The sequence below is a fragment of the Bacteroides sp. Marseille-P8574 genome (genome assembly GCF_902825465.1).
Classification (GTDB): Bacteria; Bacteroidota; Bacteroidia; order Bacteroidales; family Bacteroidaceae; genus Bacteroides; species Bacteroides uniformis.
Window position 1 is genome coordinate 1,737,129 of the sequence record NZ_CADEBE010000001.1, and the last position, 24,559, is coordinate 1,761,687.

A 24,559-nucleotide genomic window follows, 5' to 3' on the forward strand; every position below is an offset into this window, starting at 1 on the left:
CTACAATCGTTTTGCAGTAGCACTATAACAAACATGCAGAAGCGTTGCAATACAGAAGGAAGAGGCAAAGATAAAACAGAGAGGGAATACTCCTTCTTATAGGATATTCCCTCTCTCTATTTAATAGAATTATATTGACGTTGTAAGGTTATCCCTCTACTTTCTCGTCTACAGCATAATCAAGTACCGTCTTCTTGTTAGCAAGCATACGGTCGTACTCTTCTTTGGAGCCAACAATAATCTTCTCGAACTCGCGCTGTCCGGTACCGGCAGGAATCAGGTGACCGCAGATTACGTTCTCCTTCATACCTTCCAGACGGTCCACCTTTCCGTTGATGGCAGCCTCGTTCAGCACCTTCGTCGTTTCTTGGAAGGAAGCAGCCGACATGAAGCTTGAAGTCTGCAATGCAGCACGGGTGATACCTTGAAGAATCTGAGTAGAAGTCGCAGGTACAGCGTCGCGCACTTCCACGGGTTTCAAGTCGCGGCGTTTCAACATGGAGTTCTCGTCACGCAGCTTGCGGGCCGTCACGATCTGACCAGCCTGCAAACTCTGGGAATCTCCAGCATCCACTACCACCTTCTTTCCCCAGATACGGTCGTTCTCTTCCATGAATTCCATCTTGTCAACAACTTGCTGTTCCAGGAAGCGGGTATCACCCGGCTCGTCAATTTCCACCTTGCGCATCATCTGACGTACGATGATTTCAAAGTGCTTATCGTTAATCTTCACACCCTGCAGACGGTAAACGTCCTGAACCTCGTTCACGATATATTCCTGCACGGCTGTAGGACCTTTGATGGCCAGGATGTCCGCAGGTGTGATAGCACCGTCTGATAACGGAGTACCGGCACGTACATAGTCGTTCTCCTGAACCAAAATCTGCTTGGACAACGGTACGAGGTACTTCTTCACTTCGCCGGTCTTGGAAGTAACGATGATTTCGCGGTTACCACGTTTCACTTTACCCATGGTAACCTCACCGTCGATTTCTGAAACCACAGCAGGATTAGACGGGTTACGTGCCTCAAACAGCTCAGTGACACGGGGAAGACCACCCGTGATATCACCCGCTTTACCTACGGCACGCGGAATCTTCACGATAACTTCACCGGCCTTTACCTTTTGACCGTCCTCAACCACCACGTGGCCACCTACCGGCAAGTTGTATGTACGGATCAGTTCGCCGTCTTCTGTCATGATGTGTGCGGTAGGCACCTTCGTCTTATCCTTAGACTCAATGATGATGATTTCGCGCAAACCGGTAGATTCATCAGACTCTACCTTATAAGTCACGTTTTCAATAACGCCTTCAAATTCAATCTTACCGGTAGCTTCGGTAATGATAACTGCGTTGAACGGATCCCAACGGGCAATCATCTTGCCCTTCTCTACCATTTCACCGTCAGCAGCATAGAGCGTAGAACCGTAAGGTACGTTGTGGGTAGAAAGAACAATACCCGTGTTGACATCCACGAAACGCACTTCAGCCAGACGGCCTACCACTACCTTTGCAGGTTCGCCTGCTTCGTCAATAACGTCTACCGTACGGAGTTCTTCGAATTCCAAACGGGCAGGGTTCTTAGCCACGATACTTGCGTTGGCAGCGATATTGGCTGCCGTACCACCGGCATGGAATGTACGCAGTGTCAACTGTGTACCCGGCTCACCGATAGACTGTGCAGCAATTACGCCGACTGCCTCACCTTTCTGAACCATGCGGCTGGAAGCCAGATTACGTCCGTAACACTTGGCACAAACACCCTTCTTGGATTCGCAGGTCAATACGGAACGGATTTCAACACTCTCAATCGGGGAATCTTCAATCTTCTGCGCAATGTCTTCGGTAATTTCCTCACCGCCAGCCACAATCAGTTCGCCAGTTGTAGGATGAACAATATCATGTACGGATACACGACCGAGGATGCGTTCATACAGAGTGGCGATGGTTTCGTCATTGTTTTTCAATGCTGTACAAACCAATCCGCGGAGCGTGCCGCAGTCTTCTTCATTAATAATCACATCGTGCGATACGTCAACCAGACGACGGGTCAGGTATCCGGCGTCAGCCGTCTTCAAAGCGGTATCGGCAAGACCCTTACGGGCACCGTGAGTAGAGATAAAGTATTCCAACACGGACAGACCTTCCTTAAAGTTAGAAAGAATCGGATTTTCAATAATCTGACCGCCTTCGGCACCTGCTTTCTGGGGCTTTGCCATCAAACCACGCATACCGGAGAGCTGACGGATCTGTTCCTTAGAACCACGGGCACCGGAATCCAGCATCATGTATACAGAGTTGAAACCCTGGTCGTCGCTTGAAATGGTTTTCATCAAGATGTTGGACAACTCTGAGTTCACGTGTGTCCAGATATCGATTACCTGATTGTAACGCTCGTTGTTGGTGATGAAACCCATGTTATAGTTATTGATTACCTGCTCTACTTCATCATAACCTTTCTGTACTAATGCTTCCTTCTCTTCCGGGATGATGATATCCCCCAAGTTGAACGACAGACCACCCTTGAAGGCCATGTAGTAACCGAGGTTCTTGATCCCGTCGAGGAAGTCGGCTGCCTTGGCAACACCACACACCTTGATTACGTGACTGATGATATCGCGGAGTGACTTCTTGGAGATAATCGTATTGATATATCCTGCTTCTGCCGGAACAATTTCGTTGACAATGACACGGCCCACGGAGGTATCGTGCATCATCTTGTCCACAATGTTGCCATTCTCATCAACGTCTTTCACTATGACGCTTACCGGAGCGTGAATGTCGCACTTACCTTCATTATAGGCAATCAGTGCTTCTTCTGGACCGTAGAATGTCAACCCCTCACCTTTGGCACCTTTGCGCAACTTAGTGATGTAGTACAAACCGAGTACCATATCTTGGGCGGGCACAGTGATAGGAGCACCGTTAGCAGGGTTCAATATATTGTGTGACTGGAGCATCAGCATTTGTGCTTCCAGAATCGCTTCGTTGCTCAGCGGCAAGTGAACGGCCATCTGGTCACCGTCGAAGTCGGCATTAAACGCCGTACATGCCAACGGGTGCAGCTGGATTGCCTTACCTTCGATCATCTTGGGCTGGAATGCCTGAATACCGAGACGGTGAAGTGTCGGAGCACGGTTCAACAGCACCGGATGACCCTTCATCACGTGTTCCAGAATATCCCAGATAACAGGTTCCTTGCGATCTACAATCTTCTTGGCACTCTTTACTGTCTTCACGATACCGCGCTCAATGAGCTTACGGATGATGAACGGCTTATAAAGCTCAGCTGCCATCAGTTTTGGAATACCGCATTCACCCATTTTCAACTCTGGACCTACAACGATTACAGAACGTGCGGAATAGTCGACACGCTTACCCAACAAATTCTGACGGAAACGTCCTTGCTTGCCCTTCAAACTGTCAGAAAGTGACTTCAACGGACGGTTAGCGTCAGTCTTCACAGCACTCGATTTACGAGAGTTGTCGAACAGAGAGTCGACAGCTTCCTGCAACATACGTTTTTCATTACGTAAAATCACCTCAGGAGCCTTGATTTCAATCAATCTCTTCAGACGATTGTTACGGATGATGACACGACGGTAAAGATCGTTCAAGTCAGAAGTTGCGAAACGCCCTCCATCCAACGGAACCAACGGACGAAGTTCGGGTGGAATAACCGGCACAATGCGTACAATCATCCACTCAGGCTTGTTGCGTCCACGTGATGCACGGAACGACTCAACTACCTGAAGACGTTTCAGGGCTTCGGTCTTGCGTTGTTGTGAAGCATCGCTTCCGGCACGATTACGCAGTTCGTAAGACAAAGAGTCAAGATCGAGGTGTGACAGCAAATCGTAGATAGCTTCCGCGCCCATCTTGGCAATGAACTTATTGGGGTCTGAATCTTCGAGGAATTGGTTGTCTTTCGGCAACTTTTCCAGTAAGTCCAGGTATTCTCCTTCTTCCAGCAAGTCGTACTGTGCCACTTCGTCGGACAGTACACCTGGCTGAATGACAACATAACGCTCGTAATAGATAATGGCATCCAGTTTCTTGGTGGGCAGGCCCAACAAGTAACCGATTTTGTTGGGAAGTGAACGGAAATACCAAATGTGAGCCACGGGCACAACGAGCTGGATATGTCCCATACGCTCACGGCGCACTTTCTTTTCAGTCACTTCCACACCACAACGGTCGCAGACGATGCCTTTGTAACGGATACGCTTGTACTTACCGCAATGGCACTCGTAATCCTTGATAGGACCAAAGATGCGCTCGCAGAACAATCCGTCGCGTTCGGGCTTATACGTACGATAGTTGATGGTTTCAGGCTTTAATACTTCACCACTCGAATTCTCAAGGATTTCCTCAGGAGAAGCCAAACCGATAGAGATTTTCGAGAAATTACTCTTTATCTTGTTATCTTTTCTAAAAGCCATAAATTTATTTAATTGATAATTGACAATGGAAAATTGAAATTGAAAAACTGAAAACCGATAATTGAGAATGGTAACTTGCATTATCCATTCTCAATTATCAATTATCCATTATTCTAAGTTGATGCTCAAGCCCAAACCTCTCAACTCGTGCAGCAATACGTTCAGTGACTCGGGGATACCCGGAGCAGGCATCGGCTCACCCTTCACGATTGCTTCATAAGCCTTGGAACGTCCTACAACGTCATCAGACTTGATAGTCAGGATTTCCTGCAGAATGTGTGCGGCACCGAATGCTTCGAGAGCCCAAACTTCCATTTCTCCAAAACGCTGACCACCGAACTGTGCCTTACCACCCAACGGCTGTTGCGTAATGAGTGAGTACGGACCGATGGAACGTGCGTGCATCTTGTCTTCAACCATGTGACCGAGCTTCAGCATGTAGGTCACACCTACCGTAGCCTGCTGCTCGAATGCTTCACCGGTACCACCATCATACAGCGTTGTCTTGCCGTAACGGGGCAAGCCGGCCTTATCGGTCCATTCGTTCAAATCGTCCAAAGATGCACCGTCAAAGATAGGAGTGGCAAACTTCACGCCCAAGTTCTTTCCGGCACGACCGAGAACGGCCTCGAATATCTGACCGATGTTCATACGTGAAGGCACACCCAACGGATTCAGCACGATGTCTACCGGAGTACCGTCAGCAAGGAACGGCATGTCTTCCTGGCGTACCACGCGGGAAACAATGCCCTTGTTACCATGACGACCAGCCATCTTGTCACCGACACCAATCTTACGTTTCTTGGCAATGTATACCTTGGCCATCTGAATGATACCTGCGGGCAACTCGTCACCGATAGTAATGGCAAACTTCTTGCGCTTCAACTCGGCATCGAGTTCCTTATACTTCTTGATGAAGTTCATCACCAACGCACGAATCAGTCCGTTGGTATGTTCATCCTTCGTCCAGTTGCTCAACTGAACAGCAGTGAAGTCCAAATCACTGAAGTCGGAAGCAGAGAATCTGGCGCCTTTGGAAATTATGTCGGCACCCATGTAATCCTTCACACCTTCCGATGTATAGTTTTCTGTAAGCTTCAACAGTTTGTTTATCAATACTTTCTTGAGATCACCTATCTTGGCATCGAATTCGTCGTCAATCTTCGGCAGCAGAGCCTTGTCGGCCAGCTTGGAGCTGCGAGTCTTAATAACACGAGAGAACAGACGCTTACCGATAACAACACCTTTCAAAGAAGGAGAAGCTTTCAAAGAAGCGTCCTTCACATCACCGGCCTTATCACCGAAGATGGCACGGAGCAGTTTCTCTTCCGGAGAAGGATCTGATTCACCCTTCGGAGTAATCTTACCGATAAGGATATCCCCCGGCTCGATGCGGGCACCCACACGAACAATACCGTTTTCGTCAAGGTCTTTAGTCGCTTCCTCACTTACATTGGGAATGTCAGAAGTCAACTCTTCCATACCACGCTTCGTTTCACGAACTTCCAAAGAATATTCTTCCACGTGTACAGAAGTCAAAAGGTCCTCACGAACCACGCGTTCGTTCAGTACAATAGCATCCTCATAGTTATAGCCCTTCCACGGCATGTAAGCAACCAGCAAGTTCTTACCCAATGCAAGCTCTCCGTCTTCGGTTGAATAACCTTCTGTCAAAATTTGACCTGCAGTAACGCGCTGGCCCTTCTCGCAAATCGGACGGAGGTCAATCGTCATGTTCTGGTTGGTACGGCGCCATTTCGGGATATTATATTCTTTCAATGCAGGCTCGAAGCTTACGAATTCCTCCTCTTCCGTACGGTCGTACAGAATACGGATAGTCGTTGCATCCACGAATTCAACCACACCGTCACCCTCGGCAGTAATCTGCGTACGGGAATCGCGTGCCAGCTGACGTTCGATACCAGTACCTACAATCGGAGCTTCGCTCTTCAACAAAGGAACAGCTTGACGCATCATGTTTGATCCCATCAATGCACGGTTGGCGTCATCATGCTCCAGGAACGGAATCAAAGAAGCTGCAATAGAAGCAATCTGCTGGGGAGATACGTCCATCAATTCCACCTCGGAAGGAGGAACCACCGGATAGTCGGCATCCTGACGGGATTTTACTTTATCACGTACAAAAGTACCGTCATCGTTCAAAGGAGCATTACCCTGCGCAATAATCTTGGCTTCCTCTTCTTCTGCGGTGAGGTAAACCAAACCTTCGTCAGAAAGGTCAACCTTACCATCTGCCACCTTACGGTACGGAGTTTCAATGAAGCCGAGCTCGTTGATTTTCGCAAATACGCAGAGTGAAGAAATCAAACCGATGTTCGGACCTTCAGGAGTCTCGATAGGACAAAGACGCCCGTAGTGAGTATAGTGTACGTCACGAACCTCGAAGCCTGCACGTTCGCGTGACAAACCGCCAGGACCCAGGGCAGACATACGGCGCTTGTGAGTAATCTCGGCCAGCGGGTTGGTCTGGTCCATGAACTGTGACAAAGCATTCGTTCCAAAGAATGAATTGATAACGGAAGAGATTGTCTTGGCGTTAATCAGGTCAATAGGAGTAAAGACTTCATTGTCACGGACGTTCATACGTTCGCGGATAGTACGCGACATACGTGCCAGACCGATGGCAAACTGATTGGACAACTGTTCGCCCACTGTACGCACACGACGGTTGCTCAAGTGGTCGATATCATCCACATCCGCTTTCGAGTTAATCAACTCGATGAGATATTTGATAATTTCGATAATATCTTCCTTGGTAAGGACACGCACGTCCATATCGGTCGTCAAGTTCAACTTTCTGTTGATACGATAACGGCCTACATCACCCAGGTCATATCTCTTTTCTGAGAAGAACAAGTTATTGATAACTTCGCGTGCACTGGCATCATCGGCTGGGTCTGCATTACGCAGCTGGCGGTAGATGTAGAGTACAGCTTCTTTTTCCGAGTTACTCGGGTCCTTCTGCAGAGTATTATATATAATAGAATAGTCAGACTGGTTCGGTTCTTCCTTGTGTACGAGGATATTCTGAACACCCGACTCTAATATAATATCAACATGTTCCGGCTCGATTACAGTTTCACGATCGATAACGACTTCGTTACGCTCGATGGAAACAACTTCACCGGTATCTTCGTCTACAAAATCCTCAATCCATGTTTTCAACACACGTGCGGCCAACTTACGTCCCACCATCTTCTTGAGATTCGTCTTGTTTACCTTCACGTCTTCCGCCAAATTAAAGATCTCGAGAATGTCCTTGTCATTCTCAAAACCGATGGCTCTCAGCAAAGTAGTAACCGGCAATTTCTTCTTACGGTCAATGTAAGCATACATGACGTTGTTGATGTCGGTGGCAAACTCAATCCACGAACCCTTGAACGGGATGATACGGGCTGAGTACAACTTGGTACCGTTGGCATGTACGCTCTGTCCGAAAAATACGCCCGGTGAACGGTGAAGTTGGGATACAACCACACGTTCCGCACCGTTGATGACGAATGTCGCCTTATCCGTCATGTAAGGAATGGGACCTAGGAACACGTCCTGAATGACCGTGTCAAAATCTTCGTGGTCGGGGTCGGTACAATATAATTTCAATTTTGCCTTCAAAGGCACGCTATATGTAAGCCCTCGCTCTATACATTCATCAATGGTATAGCGCGGCGGATCAATATAGTAGTCCAAAAACTCAAGAACAAAATTATTTCTTGTATCGGCAATGGGGAAGTTTTCAGCAAATACTTTATACAGTCCCTCGTTCTTACGCTTCTCGGGTGGGGTGTCCAGTTGTAGAAAGTCTTTGAATGACTTCAATTGTACTTCCAGAAAATCCGGATATTCAAGCGGATTCTTAGTCGAAGCAAAATTAACTCTTTGATTTACAGTATTTGAAGACATCTGTTAATGGATTTGTAGAACTTAATTTTAAATATATACACAAAAAGGTTAAGAACCCTTTTCACGAAGGGTTCCTAACCGAATTACCTGATTTACAGGCTAATGTTATTTAAGTTCAACTTCAGCTCCAGCTTCTTCCAATGTTTTCTTCAATGATTCTGCTTCGTCTTTAGCCAAACCTTCTTTTACTACGCTAGGAGCACCGTCTACCATGTCCTTAGCTTCCTTCAAGCCAAGACCGCAAGCTTCCTTAACGGCTTTAACTACCTGAAGTTTAGCTGAGCCAGCGCTCTTCAATACTACGTCGAAAGAAGTCTTTTCTTCTGCGGCAGCAGCACCACCAGCTGCAGGACCAGCAGCAACAGCTACAGCTGCAGCAGCAGGTTCAATACCATATTCTTCTTTCAGGATTGTTGCAAGTTCATTAACTTCTTTTACTGTCAAGTTAACTAATTGTTCTGCAAAAGCTTTCAAATCTGCCATTTTTGTATGATTTTTAATTGTTTAAATACTAAATAAATTGATATAATTCTTTTTCCGAAATTTACGCTTCGGGACGTTCACCAAGAGTCTTGAGAACTCCGTGGAGGGTGTTACCACCTGATTGCAGAGCAGAAATAACATTCTTGGCCGGTGACTGCAGCAATGCAACGATATCGGCAATAACTTCATTCTTACTCTTGATACTTACGAGAGCATCCAACTGGTCAGCACCAACATAGAAGCTTTCTTCTGCATATGCAGCCTTCAGTCCGGGAATACCATTCTTAGCCTTATCTTTGATCAACTTGGCCGGTGCGTTAGCAACGTTGCTGAACATTACGGCAGTTGTACCTTTCAGAGAACCATAAAGCGGAGAAAAGTCTTCTTCCAGGCTTTCCAATGCCTTGTGAAGCAATGTATTCTTAACTACCATCAATTTGATGTCAGCTTTGAAACATTCTCTTCTCAACATGCTGGTTGTAGCAGCATTCATGGCAGTGGTATCCACCAAATAGAAGTGACCGTATTCCTTCACTGTAGCAGCAATCTGCTCAATAATCGTACTTTTATCTTCCTTTCTCATTATTACTCCGTTTTATTAGATTTCTTCTACTGTTTTCGGGTCAATCTTGATGCCCGCACTCATCGTGCTAGAAAGATAAATACTCTTAATATATGTACCCTTGGCTGCAGTCGGTTTCAATTTATTCAAAGTAGAGATGAATTCTTTCGCATTGTCGCGAATTTGCTCAGCGCTAAATGAAACTTTACCGATAGAAGTATGAACAATACCGCTCTTGTCAACCTTGAAGTCGATTTTACCTTGTTTTACTTCTCTTACAGCTTTAGCAACATCCATAGTTACAGTGCCACTCTTGGGGTTAGGCATCAATCCACGAGGACCGAGCACACGACCGAGTGCACCAATCTTACCCATGATGGACGGCATAGTGATAATCACATCAATATCAGTCCATCCACCTTTGATCTTTTCAATATATTCGTCAAGACCAACATAGTCAGCTCCGGCTTCTTTTGCAGCAGCTTCAGCATCTGGTGTACAAAGCACCAAAACGCGTACAACCTTACCAGTACCGTGAGGAAGTGATACAACACCTCTCACCATCTGGTTGGCCTTACGCGGGTCAACGCCCAAACGTACGTCGATATCCAGAGAAGCGTCAAACTTGGTATAAGTGATTTCTTTTACCAACTGAGCAGCTTCCTTGAGAGAGTATGCTTTCCCTGCTTCAATTTTTTCTGCAGCCAACTTTTGATTTTTTGTCAGTTTACCCATTCTAATTGAAGTTTATTAATTATTAACCGGGAACTCCCCTTTTACAGCGATACCCATACTTCTAGCTGTACCGGCAACCATTTTCATGGCAGCTTCTACAGTGAAACAGTTCAAGTCAACCATTTTGTCCTGAGCAATCGTACGAACTTGTTCCCAAGTAATCTCGGCAACCTTCTTACGGTTAGGCTCAGCAGAACCACTCTTTTGCTTCGTCACTTCCAACAACTGGATAGCCACGGGAGGAGTCTTGATTACAAAATCGAAAGACTTGTCTGCGTAGTAAGTGATAATCACAGGAAGAATCTTTCCTGCTTTGTCTTGGGTTCTGGCGTTGAATTGCTTGCAAAACTCCATGATATTGATACCCTTGGAACCCAAAGCAGGTCCTACTGGGGGAGATGGATTTGCCGCGCCTCCTTTAATCTGTAATTTGATTAGTCCAGCAACTTCTTTAGCCATTTTCTAATTGATTTATATATAAACATTAATGAAGAATACTACAGCGTAACACCTGCACTATTCTTTTTCAACTTGCATAAAGCCCAATTCGAGCGGAGTCTTCCGTCCGAATATCTTGACCATGACCTTCAGTTTCTTCTTCTCGGTATTCACTTCTTCAATGATTCCACTGAATCCACTGAACGGACCGTAATTCACCTTTACAGTCTCGCCGACTACATACGGGATACTCAAGTCTTCACCTGATTCCTGCAATTCGTCAACCGTACCAAGTATACGATTCACTTCCGACTGTCTCAGAGGTACGGGTTTTTCCGAACCACCCAAGAACCCTATCACATTAGGAGTATTTCTCAGATGATGAGCAACCTCACCCACCAGAGCAGCCTCCACCAAAACGTAACCAGGGAGATAACTTCTCTCTTTCACAATTTTCTTACCATTGCGAACCTGATATACCTTTTCGGTAGGAATCAATACCTGAGATACGTAATCACCAAGGTCGCTGTTTTTAATATCAGCTTCAAGGTATTCCTTTACCTTAGCTTCTTTTCCGCTAATAGCACGCAAAACGTACCATTTCTTTTCAATCTCAGACATTTCTTCTTACTTTTAATGTGGATAAACAAATTCCATCAGATGCTGGAAACAGAAGTCCATCGCAAATACTACCACTGCAATTAGTAGGGAAGCATATAAAACAACTACTGCACTGTTAGTAAGTTCAGAATACGTAGGCCACGACACTTTATGAACAAGTTCGTCGTAAGTTTCTTTAAAATAAGCTACAATCTTCTTCATTTCAAAAATATTAGCACGGGAGGAGAGGCTCGAACTCCCGACACCCGGTTTTGGAGACCGGTGCTCTACCAACTGAGCTACTCCCGTTTGTACATAATCAGTTCCCGATGTATACCGGGAACTGATTAAGATTATATTGGTTATTAGTCAAGAATTTCAGTAATCTGACCAGAACCTACCGTACGACCACCTTCACGGATAGCGAAACGCAAACCTACGTTCAATGCTACCGGGTAGATCAGTTCTACAGTGATTTCTACGTTATCACCAGGCATTACCATTTCAGTTCCTTCCGGAAGAGTGATTTCACCTGTACAGTCCATAGTACGCAGATAGAACTGAGGACGGTATTTATTGTGGAACGGAGTGTGACGACCACCTTCTTCTTTCTTCAAAACGTAGATAGAAGCTTTGAACTTAGAGTGAGGTTTAATCTGACCGGGCTTACAAAGAACCATACCACGTTTGATTTCGTTCTTGTCGATACCGCGGAGCAACAGACCTACGTTGTCACCAGCTTCACCCTGATCCAGCAACTTGCGGAACATTTCAACACCAGTTACAACTGACTTCTTGTCTTCACCCAAACCAAGGATTTCAACTTCGTCACCTACATGGATAACACCAGCTTCGATACGACCAGTAGCTACAGTACCACGACCAGTGATTGAGAATACGTCTTCAACCGGCATCAAGAACGGTTTATCAACATCACGCGGAGGCAGAGGAATCCAAGTATCACAAGCTTCCATCAGCTCCATAACCTTCTCTTCCCACTTTTCAACGCCATTCAACGCACCAAGAGCAGAGCCCTGGATAAACGGAGTGTTGTCGCCATCGAATTCGTAAGCTGAAAGCAGTTCACGCATTTCCATTTCAACGAGCTCCAACATTTCAGCGTCGTCTACCATATCACACTTGTTCATGAATACAACCAATCTCGGTACGTTTACCTGACGAGCCAACAAGATATGCTCACGAGTCTGAGGCATCGGACCATCAGTAGCAGCAACTACGATGATAGCACCGTCCATCTGAGCAGCACCAGTTACCATGTTCTTTACGTAGTCAGCGTGACCCGGGCAGTCTACGTGAGCGTAGTGACGGTTAGCTGTTTCATACTCTACGTGAGAAGTATTGATAGTGATACCTCTTTCTTTTTCTTCAGGAGCGTTATCGATAGAATCGAAAGAACGCAGTTCAGAAAGACCTTTCTTTGCCAACACTGTAGTGATAGCAGCTGTCAACGTGGTTTTACCGTGGTCAACGTGACCAATTGTACCAATGTTTACGTGCGGTTTGGTACGTTCGAATTTCTCTTTAGCCATAGCTTTACTTGTTATTTATTTGATTAATAATCAGCTTTTACATTTTTGTGAGCTGTTACCGGGACTTGAACCCGGGACCTCTTCCTTACCAAGGAAGTGCTCTACCGCTGAGCTATAACAGCAAGGAGAATAAGAGTTGTGGGCAAAGATGGATTCGAACCACCGAAGGCGTAAGCCAGCAGATTTACAGTCTGCCCCATTTGGCCACTCTGGTATTTGCCCCTACATTATAAAAAGAACTCTTTTCCTTACTAAATCATCGCAGAGTAAACTTTACCCGAACGATTTCCGTTTTCATATCACCTCCACCTCGTGAAGAAAGACTTATTCCACTCATCCTTGAGCGAGCCTCTTGTCGGATTCGAACCAACGACCCCGAGATTACAAATCACGTGCTCTGGCCAACTGAGCTAAAGAGGCAAGCTAAAAAATGCAACCGTAACGTTCATAGCGTGAGCGAAACGGCTGCAAATTTAGACATTTATTTTTTACCCGCAAAATTTTAGCGGAAAATTATTTGCTCCGTTGCTTTTCCTTGTACTTAACCAGCTGTTTTCCCAAAGCTTCCAGACATAAATCTACCGCTTCTTCAAACGTATCACAAACCTTGTTTGCATAAAACTCACCATTGGGAACCAACACTTTCACTCCGGCTTCTTTATTTTCGGCTGTTTCTGGTTTTACTACCTTTAATGACACCTCTACTTTCTTTATATCGTCGTAAAATTTCTCCAACTTAGCAACTTTCTTTTGAACGAAAGACTGCAATTGCTCTGACGCATCAAAGTGAATCGATTGAATTCTTACTTCCATACTTACCTCCTTTTTACTTTAGGCTCGGGGATGAGCCTGATTATACACTTTTTTAAGCTCTTCAAAAGTAGTATGCGTATAAATTTCCGTTGTCGCCAGACTCTCGTGCCCGAGGAGTTCTTTTATCGAACCTAAATCAGCACCATTGTTCAGCATAGCCGTTGCAAAGGTGTGCCTCAGCACGTGGGGACTTCTTTTTTTTACAGTCACTACCTTCGAAAGGTTTCGTTTCACAAGGCATGCTACGATACCGCGGTAAAGCCTCTTTCCATTCTTCCGGATAAAAAAAGCATCCGAGCGAACCGGAACAGCCTCATTCCGCACATTGACATATTCCCTCATCGAGCGCCCCAGCTCCTCATCAAAAGGTATAAGACGTTGCTTATTCCGCTTTCCTGTCACTTTAACGAGAGAAGCCGAAAAATCAATATCTTTGTCATCCAACCCTATCAATTCTGAAAGTCGCATGCCGGTAGCATAGAACATTTCAACAATCATATGGTCGCGACACCCTTCAAAACCTTCACCAAAATCCATATCATCCAACAACCTATCCATCTCACCTTCTCTCAGAAATACTGGAAGCGGTTTTTTCTTTTTGGGCCCCGTAACTTTTCGTAACGGATCTACCGCAACCTCACCTCTCCTCAAAAGGAATTTATAATATGTCCGGATAGAGCTCAGCTTTCGGTTTATCGTATTAGAAGCAAGTCCTTTGTCCATCAAGGAAGCAATCCATTCACGAACAAGTTCTGCATCTACATCCGATGGAGTCAAGTCCCCCCACATTTCTTCTCCAAACCTCTGCAGTTCAAGAATATCTGTCCGATAGTACTCAATCGTACCTTTGGAATAGTTCCGCTCGTACAGAAGATAGTCAAGAAAAGAATCTGTCAACAACATATCGCTACATATCTAAAATCATGCAACGAATGTATGAAAAAGAATTCAATAATTCAAAGGAATTTACGAATTATTAATCTTCTACTTGCTGAAGTTGTTGAACGTAAACAGCACGTTCTTTCTTAAGTCTTTTAGTCACAGACGGTTTATCGAACTGTTGTCTGCGTCTCAATTCCTTAACTGTGCCAGTTTTTTCAAACTTTCTTTTGAATTTCTTCAGCGCTTTTTCAATGTTTTCGCCTTCTTTTACAGGTACTACAATCATTTTCTTTTAATTAAATGTTAATGGTTTAAAAATCTCACGATCAAATTGAGCGGCAAAATTACACATACTTTCTTTATTCACAAAACTTTCTGCAAAAAAATTACCCATAATTCCTAATTATCAAACGAATGAGCAGAGGGAAAGATGTTTTTATTGAGCCAATCCGCTAAAATCCGTGAAGCATGGCAATTTTTTAAAAGAGAATGTGTAACTTTGAAAGCAGAGAATGGAGAGATTATAAACTCATTTACACGCCTACTTAATTACATTTATAAAAATATGGCTCAGACAATCAATCAACGTATAGATGCTTTACGGGCATTGTTAAAAAGAGAAGGCATAGACGCTTTCATTATCCCCAGTACCGACCCGCACCTAAGCGAGTACGTAGCACCGTACTGGAAATCAAGAGAATGGATATCAGGTTTTACCGGTTCGGCAGGCACGGTAGTGATTACCACCGACAAGGCGGGGCTGTGGACAGATTCCCGCTATTTTCTCCAAGCCGAGCAACAGCTGGAAGGCAGCGGCATCGACTTATACAAGGAAATGTTGCCCGAAACGCCCAGCATCCTCGATTTCCTGCGGGAGAACCTTACAGCGAATTCAGTTGTAGGTATAGACGGAAAGGTATTTTCCACCACACAAGCCATAGCCCTGCAAGAGGATTTGGCAAAAAACGACATCACCATAAAGAGCATTGCCGACCCGATGAATGAGATATGGACAGACCGCCCTCCCATGCCCGAAGCACCCGCCTTTATCCACGAGGTGAAATACGCCGGGAAAAGCTGCCCGGACAAACTGGCTGATATCCGCCGGGAAATGAAGAAAAGCGAAGCAGACGTATTATTGGTGTCGGCATTGGACGAGATAGCATGGGCACTCAACATACGCGGCAACGATGTGCATTGCAACCCCGTAGTAGTGAGCTATCTGATAATCAACGAACAAGAAACACACTTTTTCATCCAGCCCGAGAAAGTAACGGAAGAGCTTTCAGCCTATCTGGAAGAAGCCGGCGTCACCATCCACGCTTATGAGGACACCGAATCCTTTGTGACAAAAATACCGGACGGCAGCATCATGCTCGACATGGGAAGGACGAATTATGCCGTTTATTCTGCCCTCCCCCCTTCCTGCCGGGTACTTGACGAGCGCTCACCGATAGCCTTGCTGAAAGCAGTCCGCAATGACCGGGAAATAGCCGGCATCCACGCAGCCATGCAACGCGACGGAGTGGCACTGGTGAAATTCCTGAAATGGCTGGAGGAGGCCGTTCCCGCAGGCAACGAGACAGAAATCAGCGTAGACAAGAAACTACACGAATTCCGTGCCGCACAGCCACTCTACATAGGGGAAAGCTTCGACACCATTGCCGGGTACAAGGAGCATGGAGCCATTGTACACTACGAAGCCACTCCGGAAACGGACGTGCCACTGAAACCCGAGGGATTCCTGCTCCTGGACTCGGGTGCGCAATACCTGGACGGCACTACCGACATCACCCGCACCATCGCACTGGGGGAACTGACCGAAGAAGAGAAGACGGACTACACCCTGATACTGAAAGGACATATCAACCTTGCCATGGCTGTCTTCCCGGAAGGTACGCGAGGAGCGCAACTGGATGTACTGGCCCGCATGCCGATATGGCAGCACCACATGAACTTCCTGCATGGTACCGGACACGGCGTAGGTCATTTCCTCAATGTGCACGAAGGTCCGCAAAGCATCCGTATGAACGAGAATCCGGTAACCCTCCGGCCGGGAATGGTCACTTCCAACGAACCGGGCGTCTATAAAGCCGGAAGTCATGGAATACGCACAGAAAACCTGATGCTGACCGTGAAGGACCGTGAAGGCATGTTCGGAAATTACCTGAAATTCGAAACCATTACCCTCTGCCCCATCTGCAAGAAAGGTATCATCAAAGAGATGCTGACGGCAGAGGAAACGGCATGGCTGGACAACTATCACCAGCATGTATACGAGAAACTTTCGCCAAGCCTGAACGAAGAAGAACGGGAATGGCTGAAGGAAGCATGCAGTAACCTAACTACTAATCACTAAAAAATGGCATTAATAAAATCAGTAAGAGGATTCACTCCCGAAATCGGGGAGAATTGTTTTTTGGCGGACAATGCGGTTATCATTGGTGACGTCAAGATGGGACGGGATTGCAGCATCTGGTTCAGCACCGTGCTGCGAGGTGACGTAAATTCAATCCGCATAGGAAACGGAGTAAATATCCAGGATGGAAGCGTACTCCATACCTTGTACGAGAAATCGACCATAGAGATAGGAGACCACGTATCCGTGGGGCACAACGTGACCATCCACGGAGCTGCCATCAAGGACTATGCTTTGGTAGGGATGGGTTCCACCATCCTTGACCACGCAGTAGTGGGCGAAGGGGCCATTGTCGCCGCCGGTTCCCTGGTATTGAGTAATACGGTCATCGAGCCGGGAAGCATTTGGGGAGGAGTCCCCGCCAAGTTCATCAAGAAAGTGGACCCGAAGCAGGCCAAGGAGCTGAACCAGAAGATTGCACACAACTATCTGATGTATTCCGACTGGTACAAATAAAGGGAGGCAAGGCCCCCCCTAAAAAACAGGGCGATAAAGGGATGCCATTCCATCACCTTTTATCGCCCTATCGTTATCACTCTTTACTCTTCTAAAAGTTTATCATACTCATTATCTTATCCGTCGCACCGGCATTGCTGGTCACATAATTGCTTGCATTCATGCCTGATTCGCGCAAAAAGACTTCATCTGTCAGCATACGGTCGAGCAAAGTTTTCAGCTCCTCATAATCCTTCACCGAGAAAGCGCCTTTTGTCTCCAGCAACTGGATGGCCTCCTGAAATTTCTGATACTTCGGTCCGAAAATCACCGGAATGCCATAAACTGCAGCCTCAAGGGTATTGTGGATTCCCACTCCGAAACCACCTCCGATATAGGCAATCTCGCCATAGCGGTAAATGGAAGAGAGCAGCCCGAAGCAATCAATAATCAGGCAATCGGCCTTACGGACATTCTTCTCGTTGGCACGGGTATAGCGCACATAAGGGCGTTTCAGTTTACGGATAATCTCTACCAGATGGTTCTCGTCGATGACATGCGGAGCGATAATCAACTTCACCTCCGGATGCTGGTTGAAGTATTCAATAAATAAATCCTCGTCCGGCTGCCAAGAGCTTCCTGCCACAAAAGTCATCGTATTGTTCTTGAAAAGCTCCACCAAAGGCAGACGCTTAGCTTCCTCACAAATCTGCAGCACACGGTCAAAACGGGTATCCCCCACCACCGTGACACGGCTGATGCCTATCTTCGCCAGATAGCGTTTGGAGCGTTCATTCTGCACAAACAAATGGTCGAAGTCGCGCAGCACATGTCTGTACGTACCGCCATACCACTTGAAAAATACTTGCCCGCGACGGAAAATGGAGGAAATGCTGTACACCGGAATACGACGCTTATGCAGTTCGTCCAGATAGTTCTTCCAGAACTCGTACTTGATGAAGAATGCCATGCAGGGATTCACGATATCCAGGAACTTCTTCACATTTCGAGGCTTGTCGAAAGGCAGGTAGCAGACAACATCTGCCCCCCTATAATTCTTGCGGACCTCATAGCCCGACGGCGAGAAGAAAGTCAGCAGAATACCGTAATCCGGATATTTGGCACGAATTTTCTCAATCAACGGCCGTCCCTGCTCGAACTCCCCCAAAGAAGCGGCATGGAACCATATATAGCGCACGTCCTTCTCCAACTGCTGCCGGAGAAGTTCATAAACCACCCAGTGTCCCTTCATCATCTTTCGGGGCTTACGGCTAAATGGAGCAGCCAGATGCACCAGAATATCGTAGATGGCTATTGCCAAGTCATATAGCATACTATATGGATTAAGGATGAAGAAGATTTATTCACTTTAAAGCATCAACAGCACGCTGTATACGGACCAACGTCTCTTCCTTGCCAATCAGCTCGGTAATGTCGAACATGTGCGGACCTTTACACTCGCCCACCACTGACAAGCGGAAGGCATTCATCACATTTCCCATGTGATAGCCACGCTCGGTAATCCAGCCAATCACAATATCTTCGGAAGGCTTGGAGGAGAAATCCCCGATACCGCGCAGCACATCCATCAATTCAGCCATGATGCGGGGAGTATCTTCCGACCAACGTTTCTTCACATCCTTTGCCGCATATTCCGTGGGAGCTACGAAGAAGAAACGGGTCTGGTCCCACAGTTCCTTTACGAAGTTGACGCGTCCCTTCACCAGTGAAATCACTTTCGTAAGGAACTCGTCGCTATAGTTGGAGGCGTCTATGCCGTTAGACTCCAGCACCGGCCTGAAAAGACAAGCTATCTCCGCATCCGGTTTCATCATGATGTACTCATGGTTGAACCAGATACCTTTCTTATAGTCGAATTTGGCACCCGACTTGCTACAATGGCTCAAATCAAACAATTTCACCAATTCATCCATAGACATCAGTTCCTGGTCATTGCCCGGATTCCAGCCCAGCAGAGCCAGGAAATTAATGACCGCTTCGGGCAGATAACCAGATTCGCGGTAACCTGAAGAGACATCTCCCGACTTGGGGTCATGCCACTCCAACGGGAAAACCGGGAAGCCCAGACGGTCGCCGTCACGCTTACTCAATTTGCCGTTACCCTCGGGCTTCAGCAACAAGGGCAAATGCGCAAAGGCAGGCATGGTATCCTCCCACCCAAAGGCACGGTAGAGCAATACATGCAACGGTGCGGAAGGCAACCATTCCTCACCACGTATCACATGGGACACTTCCATCAAATGGTCGTCCACAATATTGGCCAGATGGTAAGTAGGTAGTTCATCTGCCGATTTATAAAGAACCTTGTCATCAAGAATGGAAGAGTTTATCACCACTTCCCCACGAATCAAGTCGTTCACATGCACATCTTCGTTCGGCTCTATCTTGAAACGCACCACGTACTGCTTACCGGCAGCAATCAGCGCGTCTACCTCTTCTTTAGGAAGGGTCAGTGAATTGCGCATCTGCATGCGGGTAGAAGCATCGTACTGGAAATTCGCAATCTCCGCACGCTTTACTTCCAGCTCCTCAGGAGTATCGAAAGCGATGTAGGCTTTTCCGTCCTCCAGCAGAATCTGAACATACTTCTTGTATATTTCCCGACGTTCCGACTGACGGTACGGGCCATGGTCTCCACCGAAACTCACGCCCTCGTCAAACGGGATGCCCAACCACTTGAAAGACTCCAGGATATATTCTTCCGCACCCGGTACAAACCGGTTGGAATCAGTATCTTCAATACGAAATATCAAATCTCCTCCATGCTGACGCGCAAAGAGATAATTGTATAAAGCTGTACGCACACCGCCGATGTGCAACGCCCCCGTAGGACTCGGGGCAAAACGGACTCTGACCTTTCTTTCTGTCATAATCTACCTTACTTATGAATATTTTAGACGGCAAAATTAAACCTTTTTTTCCACACTAATGTTTTTTTTTGTACTTTTCGCAAAAATTTCAGCCGATATGAGTTATTTCAATACCCAAAAAGAGTTCTCACTCAGAGATTTGCTATACAGAGCACTGATATTCATCGGCACTGTGGGGATTATTGTCTATTTTCTGCCACGTGACGGTAAATTCAACTACCAGTTCGACATTGACAAGCCCTGGAAGTACGGACAGCTCATGGCCACCTTCGACTTCCCCATCTATAAGGCCGACGAAGTGGTGAAACGCGAGCAGGACAGTATCCTCGCCGCCTTCCAGCCGTATTTCCAGCTGGACAAAAGCATTGAGAAAAGTGTGCTCGCCAAGTTGAAGGCAGACTATCAGACCCACCTGCGCGGCCTGCTTCCCTCCACCGACTACGTCCGCTTTCTGGAAAGGAAACTCTCTGAAGTATATCGCGCCGGCATCGTTTCCACCGAAGAGTTGAACCAACTGCATAAGGACAGCACAACCGCCATCATGGTCATTAACGACAAACTGGCCAACCAGCAGGACATCAACAAGGTATATTCGGTGAAGGATGCCTATAACTATATACTCACGGCCGATACCGCCCACTACCGCCCGGACATTCTACGGCAATGCTCGCTGAACGAATATCTGTTTCCTAATCTAACCTATGACGAGCAGCGGACAGAGACCGCCAAGAAGGAGATGCTCGACAACTATTCATGGGCCAACGGCATCGTACTGAGCGGACAGAAAATCATCGACCGCGGCGAGATTGTCAGCCAGGAGACATACAACATCCTTGAAAGTCTACGGAAAGAATCCATCAAACGCAGTGAGTCCATCGGGCAAAAACGGTTGATGCTGGCGGGGCAGGTACTGTTTGCCAGTATCTTCATGCTGTGTTTCATGCTCTACCTCGACTTGTTCCGTAAAGATTACTACAAGCGCAAGGGCAGCCTCTCCCTGCTCTTCGCCCTCATCATGTTCTATTGCGTGGTGACGGCCATCATGGTTGCCAACAACATATTCAATGTCTATATCATCCCGTATGCCATGCTGCCGGTCATCATCCGGGTGTTCCTCGACTCACGCACGGCCTTCATCGCACAAGTCACCACCATACTGATATGCTCCATCTGCCTGCGCTATCCGCATGAATTCATTCTTCTGCAACTCTCGGCGGGACTGGTTGCCATCTTCAGTCTGAGGGAGCTTTCACAACGGTCGCAACTGTTCCGAACAGCCTTCCTCGTCATATTGACCTACGCTGCCGTCTACTTTGCTTTTGAGCTGATTACAGAAAACGACTTGACAAAAATCAACGGAAGCATGTACACCTATTTCGTCATCAACGGAGTGTTGCTGCTGTTCACCTATCCCCTGCTCTTCCTGGTGGAAAAGACGTTCGGCTTTACCTCCAATGTCACCCTGGTCGAATTGTCCAACATCAATAACAGCCTGCTGCGCCGCATGTCCGAGACAGTTCCCGGCACCTTCCAGCATTCCATGCAGGTTGCCAACCTTGCGGCAGAAGCGGCCAACCGCATCGGAGCCAAAAGCCAGCTGGTACGTACCGGAGCGCTGTATCATGACATCGGCAAGATGGAGAATCCGGTGTTCTTCACCGAGAATCAGTCGGGCGGAGTCAATCCGCACAAGAATCTGGGCTATGAGCAAAGTGCCCAAGTCGTCATCAGCCATGTGACGGACGGGCTGAAGCTGGCCGAGAAGAACAATCTCCCCAAAGTAATCAAGGATTTCATCACCACTCACCATGGTCGTGGAAAAACGAAGTATTTCTATATCTCCTGGAAAAACGAACACCCCGGTGAAGCCCCCAACGAGGAGGCATTCACTTACCCCGGTCCCAACCCGTTCACCAAAGAGCAGGCTATCCTGATGATGGCCGATTCGGTGGAAGCCGCTTCACGCAGTCTGCCCGAATATACGGAAGAGAGCATCAGCAACCTGGTAGACAAGATTATCGATTCGCAAGTGGCAGAAGGCTATTTCAAGGAATGCCCCATCACCTTCAAGGATATCGCCACCGTGAAGAACGTATTCAAGGAGAAGCTGAAGACTATATACCATACCCGCATCAGTTATCCCGAACTTAAAAAATAAGAACTATGGAAGTGACCAGTAAAGAACAGAAAAGAGCCGAACAACTGCTGCAAAGCCAGCACATCGGACTGCACCAAATCAAGAGTTTCAGTTTCATGAAGCGTTACCACCAGGTTCCCCGCAAAAGCAACCTGGCTGCAAAAGACAAATACGGTCCGGGCATACTGACTTTACATCTAAAGGAAGGGAAAGAAAAAGCAATCTATCTGCCTCCTTTCCGTCACCCTTCCTCGGTCATCCGCTACCTGGTCTCCCAAGAAATCCCCTTCGACAACTACGCACCGAGGGAACGGACAGCCGCAAAGATTCCCACAGAAACATACCAGCGCCCGTCACTCTATATGTTCTGGTTCTTTGTCTTATTCCTAGTGTCCCTTATCTTGGGATATTATTCCGTCAGTGGCAACGTATGGTGGGGCTTCATCCCGGCTATCATTTCGTTTGCATTAAGTCTTTTTTTCATCAGCATGCTGATGACCCGCTTCTGTTACCTGACGCTGGACAATGACGGCCTCATCATACACAGCGTAGGCAGGAACATCCGCTATCCGTACCAAAACCTAAGAAAAGTAAACTTCGACTTTGCCCGCGAACAGAATTTCACGCACGTCATGGAATTGTTGGACAACGATTACCGCTATCGTCTGTTTTATATCGGAAGGGTTTCGAGGAAAAAGCTGAATGAGATTACCGAACGCCTGCAACAAGCCGGAGTGGATGCCACTTGCAGCCTAAACTACAACAAACGGTTCTTCCAGGATACGTATATCAGCCACTAAACAGACGTTAGCCAACAAATAAGCTGCCGGATACGGCATCATTCCCGTTTCGCAGATTTCAGAATGATGCCTTTGCACTTGCTCTCAATTTATTTATAATTGCAGGATAAACCTTTTTATAAATAATTTGAAAATGAGCAGAAATGAAATTACCTTACAAGAGATGTTCTCCTCAGTCATCGGGGAACTCCGGGAAAGCGGCAGGTGGGGAACAGCACACATCTACCAGTCAACGGTGAATGCATTCTCGGTATTCGCCAAATGGCAATCGGTGCCCATGCGCAAGCTGAGCCCGACCGTACTGAAGAGATTCGAAAACTTCCTCAGGCAGAGGAATTGTAGTTGGAATACGGTGTCCACCTATATTAAAGCAATACGCTCGGTTTACAACCGGACAGTGGACAGAAAGCTGGTGCGATATGTACCCAGACTGTTTGAACATGTGTATACCGGTACACGGACAGATAGGAAGAAAGCGCTCGAAGCTTCCGACATAGGCTCTTTGGTGCGAGAGACAGAGATGAACCTGCAGGCCGGTAATTCTCCCAACACCCGACAGAAAACAAAAATTTTCTTTGTATTGATGTTTATGCTAAGAGGGATTCCTTTTGTAGACCTAGCGTATCTGCACAAAAGGGACTTACAAGGAAACACCTTGTCTTATAGGCGCAGGAAGACGGGACGGGCACTAACCGTGTCACTCACACCCGAAGCCATGCAGATGGTGAGAATAATAGCAAACAAGGACAAGGACTCTCCTTATTTATTCCCCATATTACAAAGTGAGGAAGGCACAGAAGCGGCATACCGGGAATACCAGTCGGCACTCAGGGCATTCAACCAACGTTTGGCAGTGCTCAGGCAGTGTCTGGGAATGCAGTCGGCACTCAGTAGTTATGCCGCGAGACATACTTGGGCCACCATGGCTTACCACTGCGAGATACATCCCGGAATCATATCAGAAGCCATGGGGCACTCCTCCATCACAGTGACGGAAACCTATCTGAAGCCTTTCAGCAACAGAAAGATTGACGAAGCCAATCAGAAGGTAATTTCTTTTGTAAAAAACGAAGGATATCCAGTATAAAAGAGATTACTTCTTTTGAGGAAGTAGAGCAAACTTGTTGTTTCTTTTTTATAATCTTCAAACAAAGTTTTGAGGAACGGATTGATATCGACTTTACAAAAAAATTCCCAACGTAAGCAATAAACTGAAAGATAGAAGCTTTGATTGAAAATTAGGCACTTTTTCACTTCATAATTTCTATTGTAGCTTTTCTATGATGTTGGGGATTAAGACTATATATTATCTTTCCAATATCCTAACGGACTGATTTTTACTATTCTGAACAAAATCAGCCTATTCCCTCCTTATTCCCTGATTATTAACGAAATTAACAAGATTTCATTACCTGCGAAGTAACGGAAAATCATATAACAAAACGGATA

General features: G+C 46.6%; 19 protein-coding genes and 4 tRNA genes. 5 read left to right on the forward strand and 18 right to left on the reverse strand.

Annotated elements, in window-relative coordinates; all coding sequences use genetic code 11:
* Positions 1-148: 148 nt before the first annotated feature.
* The 16 genes from rpoC to rpsU all read right to left on the reverse strand — a co-directional run bounded on the left by rpoC (position 149) and on the right by rpsU (position 14,714).
* Positions 149-4,444 (reverse strand): DNA-directed RNA polymerase subunit beta', encoded by a 4,296-nt coding sequence (gene rpoC / locus HUX74_RS07625; protein WP_117601002.1) that lies wholly within the window; start codon positions 4,442-4,444, stop codon positions 149-151.
* A 108-nt stretch (positions 4,445-4,552) separates the two neighbouring features.
* A complete protein-coding gene (rpoB, locus tag HUX74_RS07630) occupies positions 4,553-8,365 on the reverse strand; it encodes a DNA-directed RNA polymerase subunit beta (RefSeq protein WP_117601001.1) in 3,813 nt (1,270 codons plus the stop codon).
* 105 nt (positions 8,366-8,470) lie between these two features.
* Positions 8,471-8,848, reverse strand: coding sequence for a 50S ribosomal protein L7/L12 (rplL, locus tag HUX74_RS07635; RefSeq protein WP_004291279.1), 378 nt, complete (start codon positions 8,846-8,848; stop codon positions 8,471-8,473).
* A gap of 61 nt (positions 8,849-8,909) precedes the next feature.
* Positions 8,910-9,431: a 50S ribosomal protein L10 gene (gene rplJ, locus HUX74_RS07640; protein WP_005825719.1), complete on the reverse strand. Its 522-nt coding sequence runs from the start codon at positions 9,429-9,431 to the stop codon at positions 8,910-8,912.
* A 15-nt stretch (positions 9,432-9,446) separates the two neighbouring features.
* Positions 9,447-10,145: a 50S ribosomal protein L1 gene (gene rplA, locus HUX74_RS07645; RefSeq protein ID WP_005825721.1), complete on the reverse strand. Its 699-nt coding sequence runs from the start codon at positions 10,143-10,145 to the stop codon at positions 9,447-9,449.
* 15 nt (positions 10,146-10,160) lie between these two features.
* Positions 10,161-10,604 (reverse strand): 50S ribosomal protein L11, encoded by a 444-nt coding sequence (gene rplK / locus HUX74_RS07650; protein WP_005825722.1) that lies wholly within the window; start codon positions 10,602-10,604, stop codon positions 10,161-10,163.
* A gap of 57 nt (positions 10,605-10,661) precedes the next feature.
* The gene (gene nusG, locus HUX74_RS07655) at positions 10,662-11,204 is read right to left on the reverse strand and encodes a transcription termination/antitermination protein NusG (protein WP_005825724.1); all 543 of its coding nucleotides are present in this window, start codon (positions 11,202-11,204) and stop codon (positions 10,662-10,664) included.
* Positions 11,205-11,216: 12 nt separating this feature from the next.
* The gene (secE, locus tag HUX74_RS21020; RefSeq protein ID WP_005825726.1) at positions 11,217-11,405 is read right to left on the reverse strand and encodes a preprotein translocase subunit SecE; all 189 of its coding nucleotides are present in this window, start codon (positions 11,403-11,405) and stop codon (positions 11,217-11,219) included.
* Between the two features lie 14 nt (positions 11,406-11,419).
* Positions 11,420-11,492 (reverse strand) — tRNA-Trp (locus HUX74_RS07665).
* Positions 11,493-11,548: 56 nt separating this feature from the next.
* Positions 11,549-12,733, reverse strand: coding sequence for an elongation factor Tu (tuf, locus tag HUX74_RS07670; RefSeq protein WP_117601000.1), 1,185 nt, complete (start codon positions 12,731-12,733; stop codon positions 11,549-11,551).
* A gap of 50 nt (positions 12,734-12,783) precedes the next feature.
* A tRNA-Thr gene (locus tag HUX74_RS07675) sits at positions 12,784-12,855 on the reverse strand.
* 17 nt (positions 12,856-12,872) lie between these two features.
* Positions 12,873-12,955 (reverse strand) — tRNA-Tyr (locus tag HUX74_RS07680).
* Positions 12,956-13,079: 124 nt separating this feature from the next.
* Positions 13,080-13,153, reverse strand: a tRNA-Thr gene (locus HUX74_RS07685).
* 93 nt (positions 13,154-13,246) lie between these two features.
* On the reverse strand, positions 13,247-13,546 hold the full coding sequence (gene hpf / locus HUX74_RS07690) for a ribosome hibernation-promoting factor, HPF/YfiA family (protein WP_117600999.1): 300 nt from the start codon (positions 13,544-13,546) through the stop codon (positions 13,247-13,249).
* Between the two features lie 18 nt (positions 13,547-13,564).
* The gene (gene xerC, locus HUX74_RS07695; protein ID WP_117966499.1) at positions 13,565-14,449 is read right to left on the reverse strand and encodes a tyrosine recombinase XerC; all 885 of its coding nucleotides are present in this window, start codon (positions 14,447-14,449) and stop codon (positions 13,565-13,567) included.
* A 73-nt stretch (positions 14,450-14,522) separates the two neighbouring features.
* Complete coding sequence (gene rpsU, locus HUX74_RS07700; protein ID WP_005825735.1) at positions 14,523-14,714, reverse strand: 30S ribosomal protein S21; 192 nt, start codon at positions 14,712-14,714, stop codon at positions 14,523-14,525.
* A 279-nt stretch (positions 14,715-14,993) separates the two neighbouring features.
* Between rpsU and HUX74_RS07705 the strand changes: the two genes are divergently transcribed.
* Positions 14,994-16,787 (forward strand): aminopeptidase P family protein, encoded by a 1,794-nt coding sequence (locus tag HUX74_RS07705; RefSeq protein ID WP_174646447.1) that lies wholly within the window; start codon positions 14,994-14,996, stop codon positions 16,785-16,787.
* A 3-nt stretch (positions 16,788-16,790) separates the two neighbouring features.
* Entirely contained in the window at positions 16,791-17,303 is a 513-nt protein-coding gene (locus tag HUX74_RS07710; RefSeq protein ID WP_117600996.1) for a gamma carbonic anhydrase family protein, read from the forward strand.
* A 91-nt stretch (positions 17,304-17,394) separates the two neighbouring features.
* Here the strand turns inward: HUX74_RS07710 and HUX74_RS07715 are convergent, their stop codons facing one another.
* On the reverse strand, positions 17,395-18,615 hold the full coding sequence (locus tag HUX74_RS07715) for a 3-deoxy-D-manno-octulosonic acid transferase (RefSeq protein WP_117600995.1): 1,221 nt from the start codon (positions 18,613-18,615) through the stop codon (positions 17,395-17,397).
* Positions 18,616-18,646: 31 nt separating this feature from the next.
* Complete coding sequence (gene gltX, locus HUX74_RS07720; RefSeq protein WP_174646448.1) at positions 18,647-20,173, reverse strand: glutamate--tRNA ligase; 1,527 nt, start codon at positions 20,171-20,173, stop codon at positions 18,647-18,649.
* Positions 20,174-20,270: 97 nt separating this feature from the next.
* Here gltX and HUX74_RS07725 point away from each other — a divergent pair, with 97 nt between their 5' ends.
* From HUX74_RS07725 to HUX74_RS07735, 3 genes are all read left to right on the forward strand, one after another.
* Positions 20,271-22,331 (forward strand): HD family phosphohydrolase, encoded by a 2,061-nt coding sequence (locus HUX74_RS07725; protein WP_117600993.1) that lies wholly within the window; start codon positions 20,271-20,273, stop codon positions 22,329-22,331.
* A gap of 5 nt (positions 22,332-22,336) precedes the next feature.
* The gene (locus tag HUX74_RS07730; RefSeq protein WP_174646449.1) at positions 22,337-23,110 is read left to right on the forward strand and encodes a hypothetical protein; all 774 of its coding nucleotides are present in this window, start codon (positions 22,337-22,339) and stop codon (positions 23,108-23,110) included.
* 133 nt (positions 23,111-23,243) lie between these two features.
* Positions 23,244-24,197 carry a site-specific integrase gene (locus tag HUX74_RS07735; protein ID WP_174646450.1) on the forward strand — a complete coding sequence of 318 codons (954 nt, stop codon included), beginning with the start codon at positions 23,244-23,246 and terminating at the stop codon, positions 24,195-24,197.
* Positions 24,198-24,559 lie beyond the last annotated feature (362 nt).

Coding starts and splice junctions, on each gene's coding strand:
- rpoC (WP_117601002.1), bottom strand. CDS start 4,444: ATGGCTTTTAGAAAAGATAACAAGATAAAGAGTAATTTCTCGAAAATC.
- rpoB (WP_117601001.1), bottom strand. CDS start 8,365: ATGTCTTCAAATACTGTAAATCAAAGAGTTAATTTTGCTTCGACTAAG.
- rplL (WP_004291279.1), bottom strand. CDS start 8,848: ATGGCAGATTTGAAAGCTTTTGCAGAACAATTAGTTAACTTGACAGTA.
- rplJ (WP_005825719.1), bottom strand. CDS start 9,431: ATGAGAAAGGAAGATAAAAGTACGATTATTGAGCAGATTGCTGCTACA.
- rplA (WP_005825721.1), bottom strand. CDS start 10,145: ATGGGTAAACTGACAAAAAATCAAAAGTTGGCTGCAGAAAAAATTGAA.
- rplK (WP_005825722.1), bottom strand. CDS start 10,604: ATGGCTAAAGAAGTTGCTGGACTAATCAAATTACAGATTAAAGGAGGC.
- nusG (WP_005825724.1), bottom strand. CDS start 11,204: ATGTCTGAGATTGAAAAGAAATGGTACGTTTTGCGTGCTATTAGCGGA.
- secE (WP_005825726.1), bottom strand. CDS start 11,405: ATGAAGAAGATTGTAGCTTATTTTAAAGAAACTTACGACGAACTTGTT.
- tuf (WP_117601000.1), bottom strand. CDS start 12,733: ATGGCTAAAGAGAAATTCGAACGTACCAAACCGCACGTAAACATTGGT.
- hpf (WP_117600999.1), bottom strand. CDS start 13,546: ATGGAAGTAAGAATTCAATCGATTCACTTTGATGCGTCAGAGCAATTG.
- xerC (WP_117966499.1), bottom strand. CDS start 14,449: ATGTTGTTGACAGATTCTTTTCTTGACTATCTTCTGTACGAGCGGAAC.
- rpsU (WP_005825735.1), bottom strand. CDS start 14,714: ATGATTGTAGTACCTGTAAAAGAAGGCGAAAACATTGAAAAAGCGCTG.
- HUX74_RS07705 (WP_174646447.1), top strand. CDS start 14,994: ATGGCTCAGACAATCAATCAACGTATAGATGCTTTACGGGCATTGTTA.
- HUX74_RS07710 (WP_117600996.1), top strand. CDS start 16,791: ATGGCATTAATAAAATCAGTAAGAGGATTCACTCCCGAAATCGGGGAG.
- HUX74_RS07715 (WP_117600995.1), bottom strand. CDS start 18,615: ATGCTATATGACTTGGCAATAGCCATCTACGATATTCTGGTGCATCTG.
- gltX (WP_174646448.1), bottom strand. CDS start 20,173: ATGACAGAAAGAAAGGTCAGAGTCCGTTTTGCCCCGAGTCCTACGGGG.
- HUX74_RS07725 (WP_117600993.1), top strand. CDS start 20,271: ATGAGTTATTTCAATACCCAAAAAGAGTTCTCACTCAGAGATTTGCTA.
- HUX74_RS07730 (WP_174646449.1), top strand. CDS start 22,337: ATGGAAGTGACCAGTAAAGAACAGAAAAGAGCCGAACAACTGCTGCAA.
- HUX74_RS07735 (WP_174646450.1), top strand. CDS start 23,244: ATGAGCAGAAATGAAATTACCTTACAAGAGATGTTCTCCTCAGTCATC.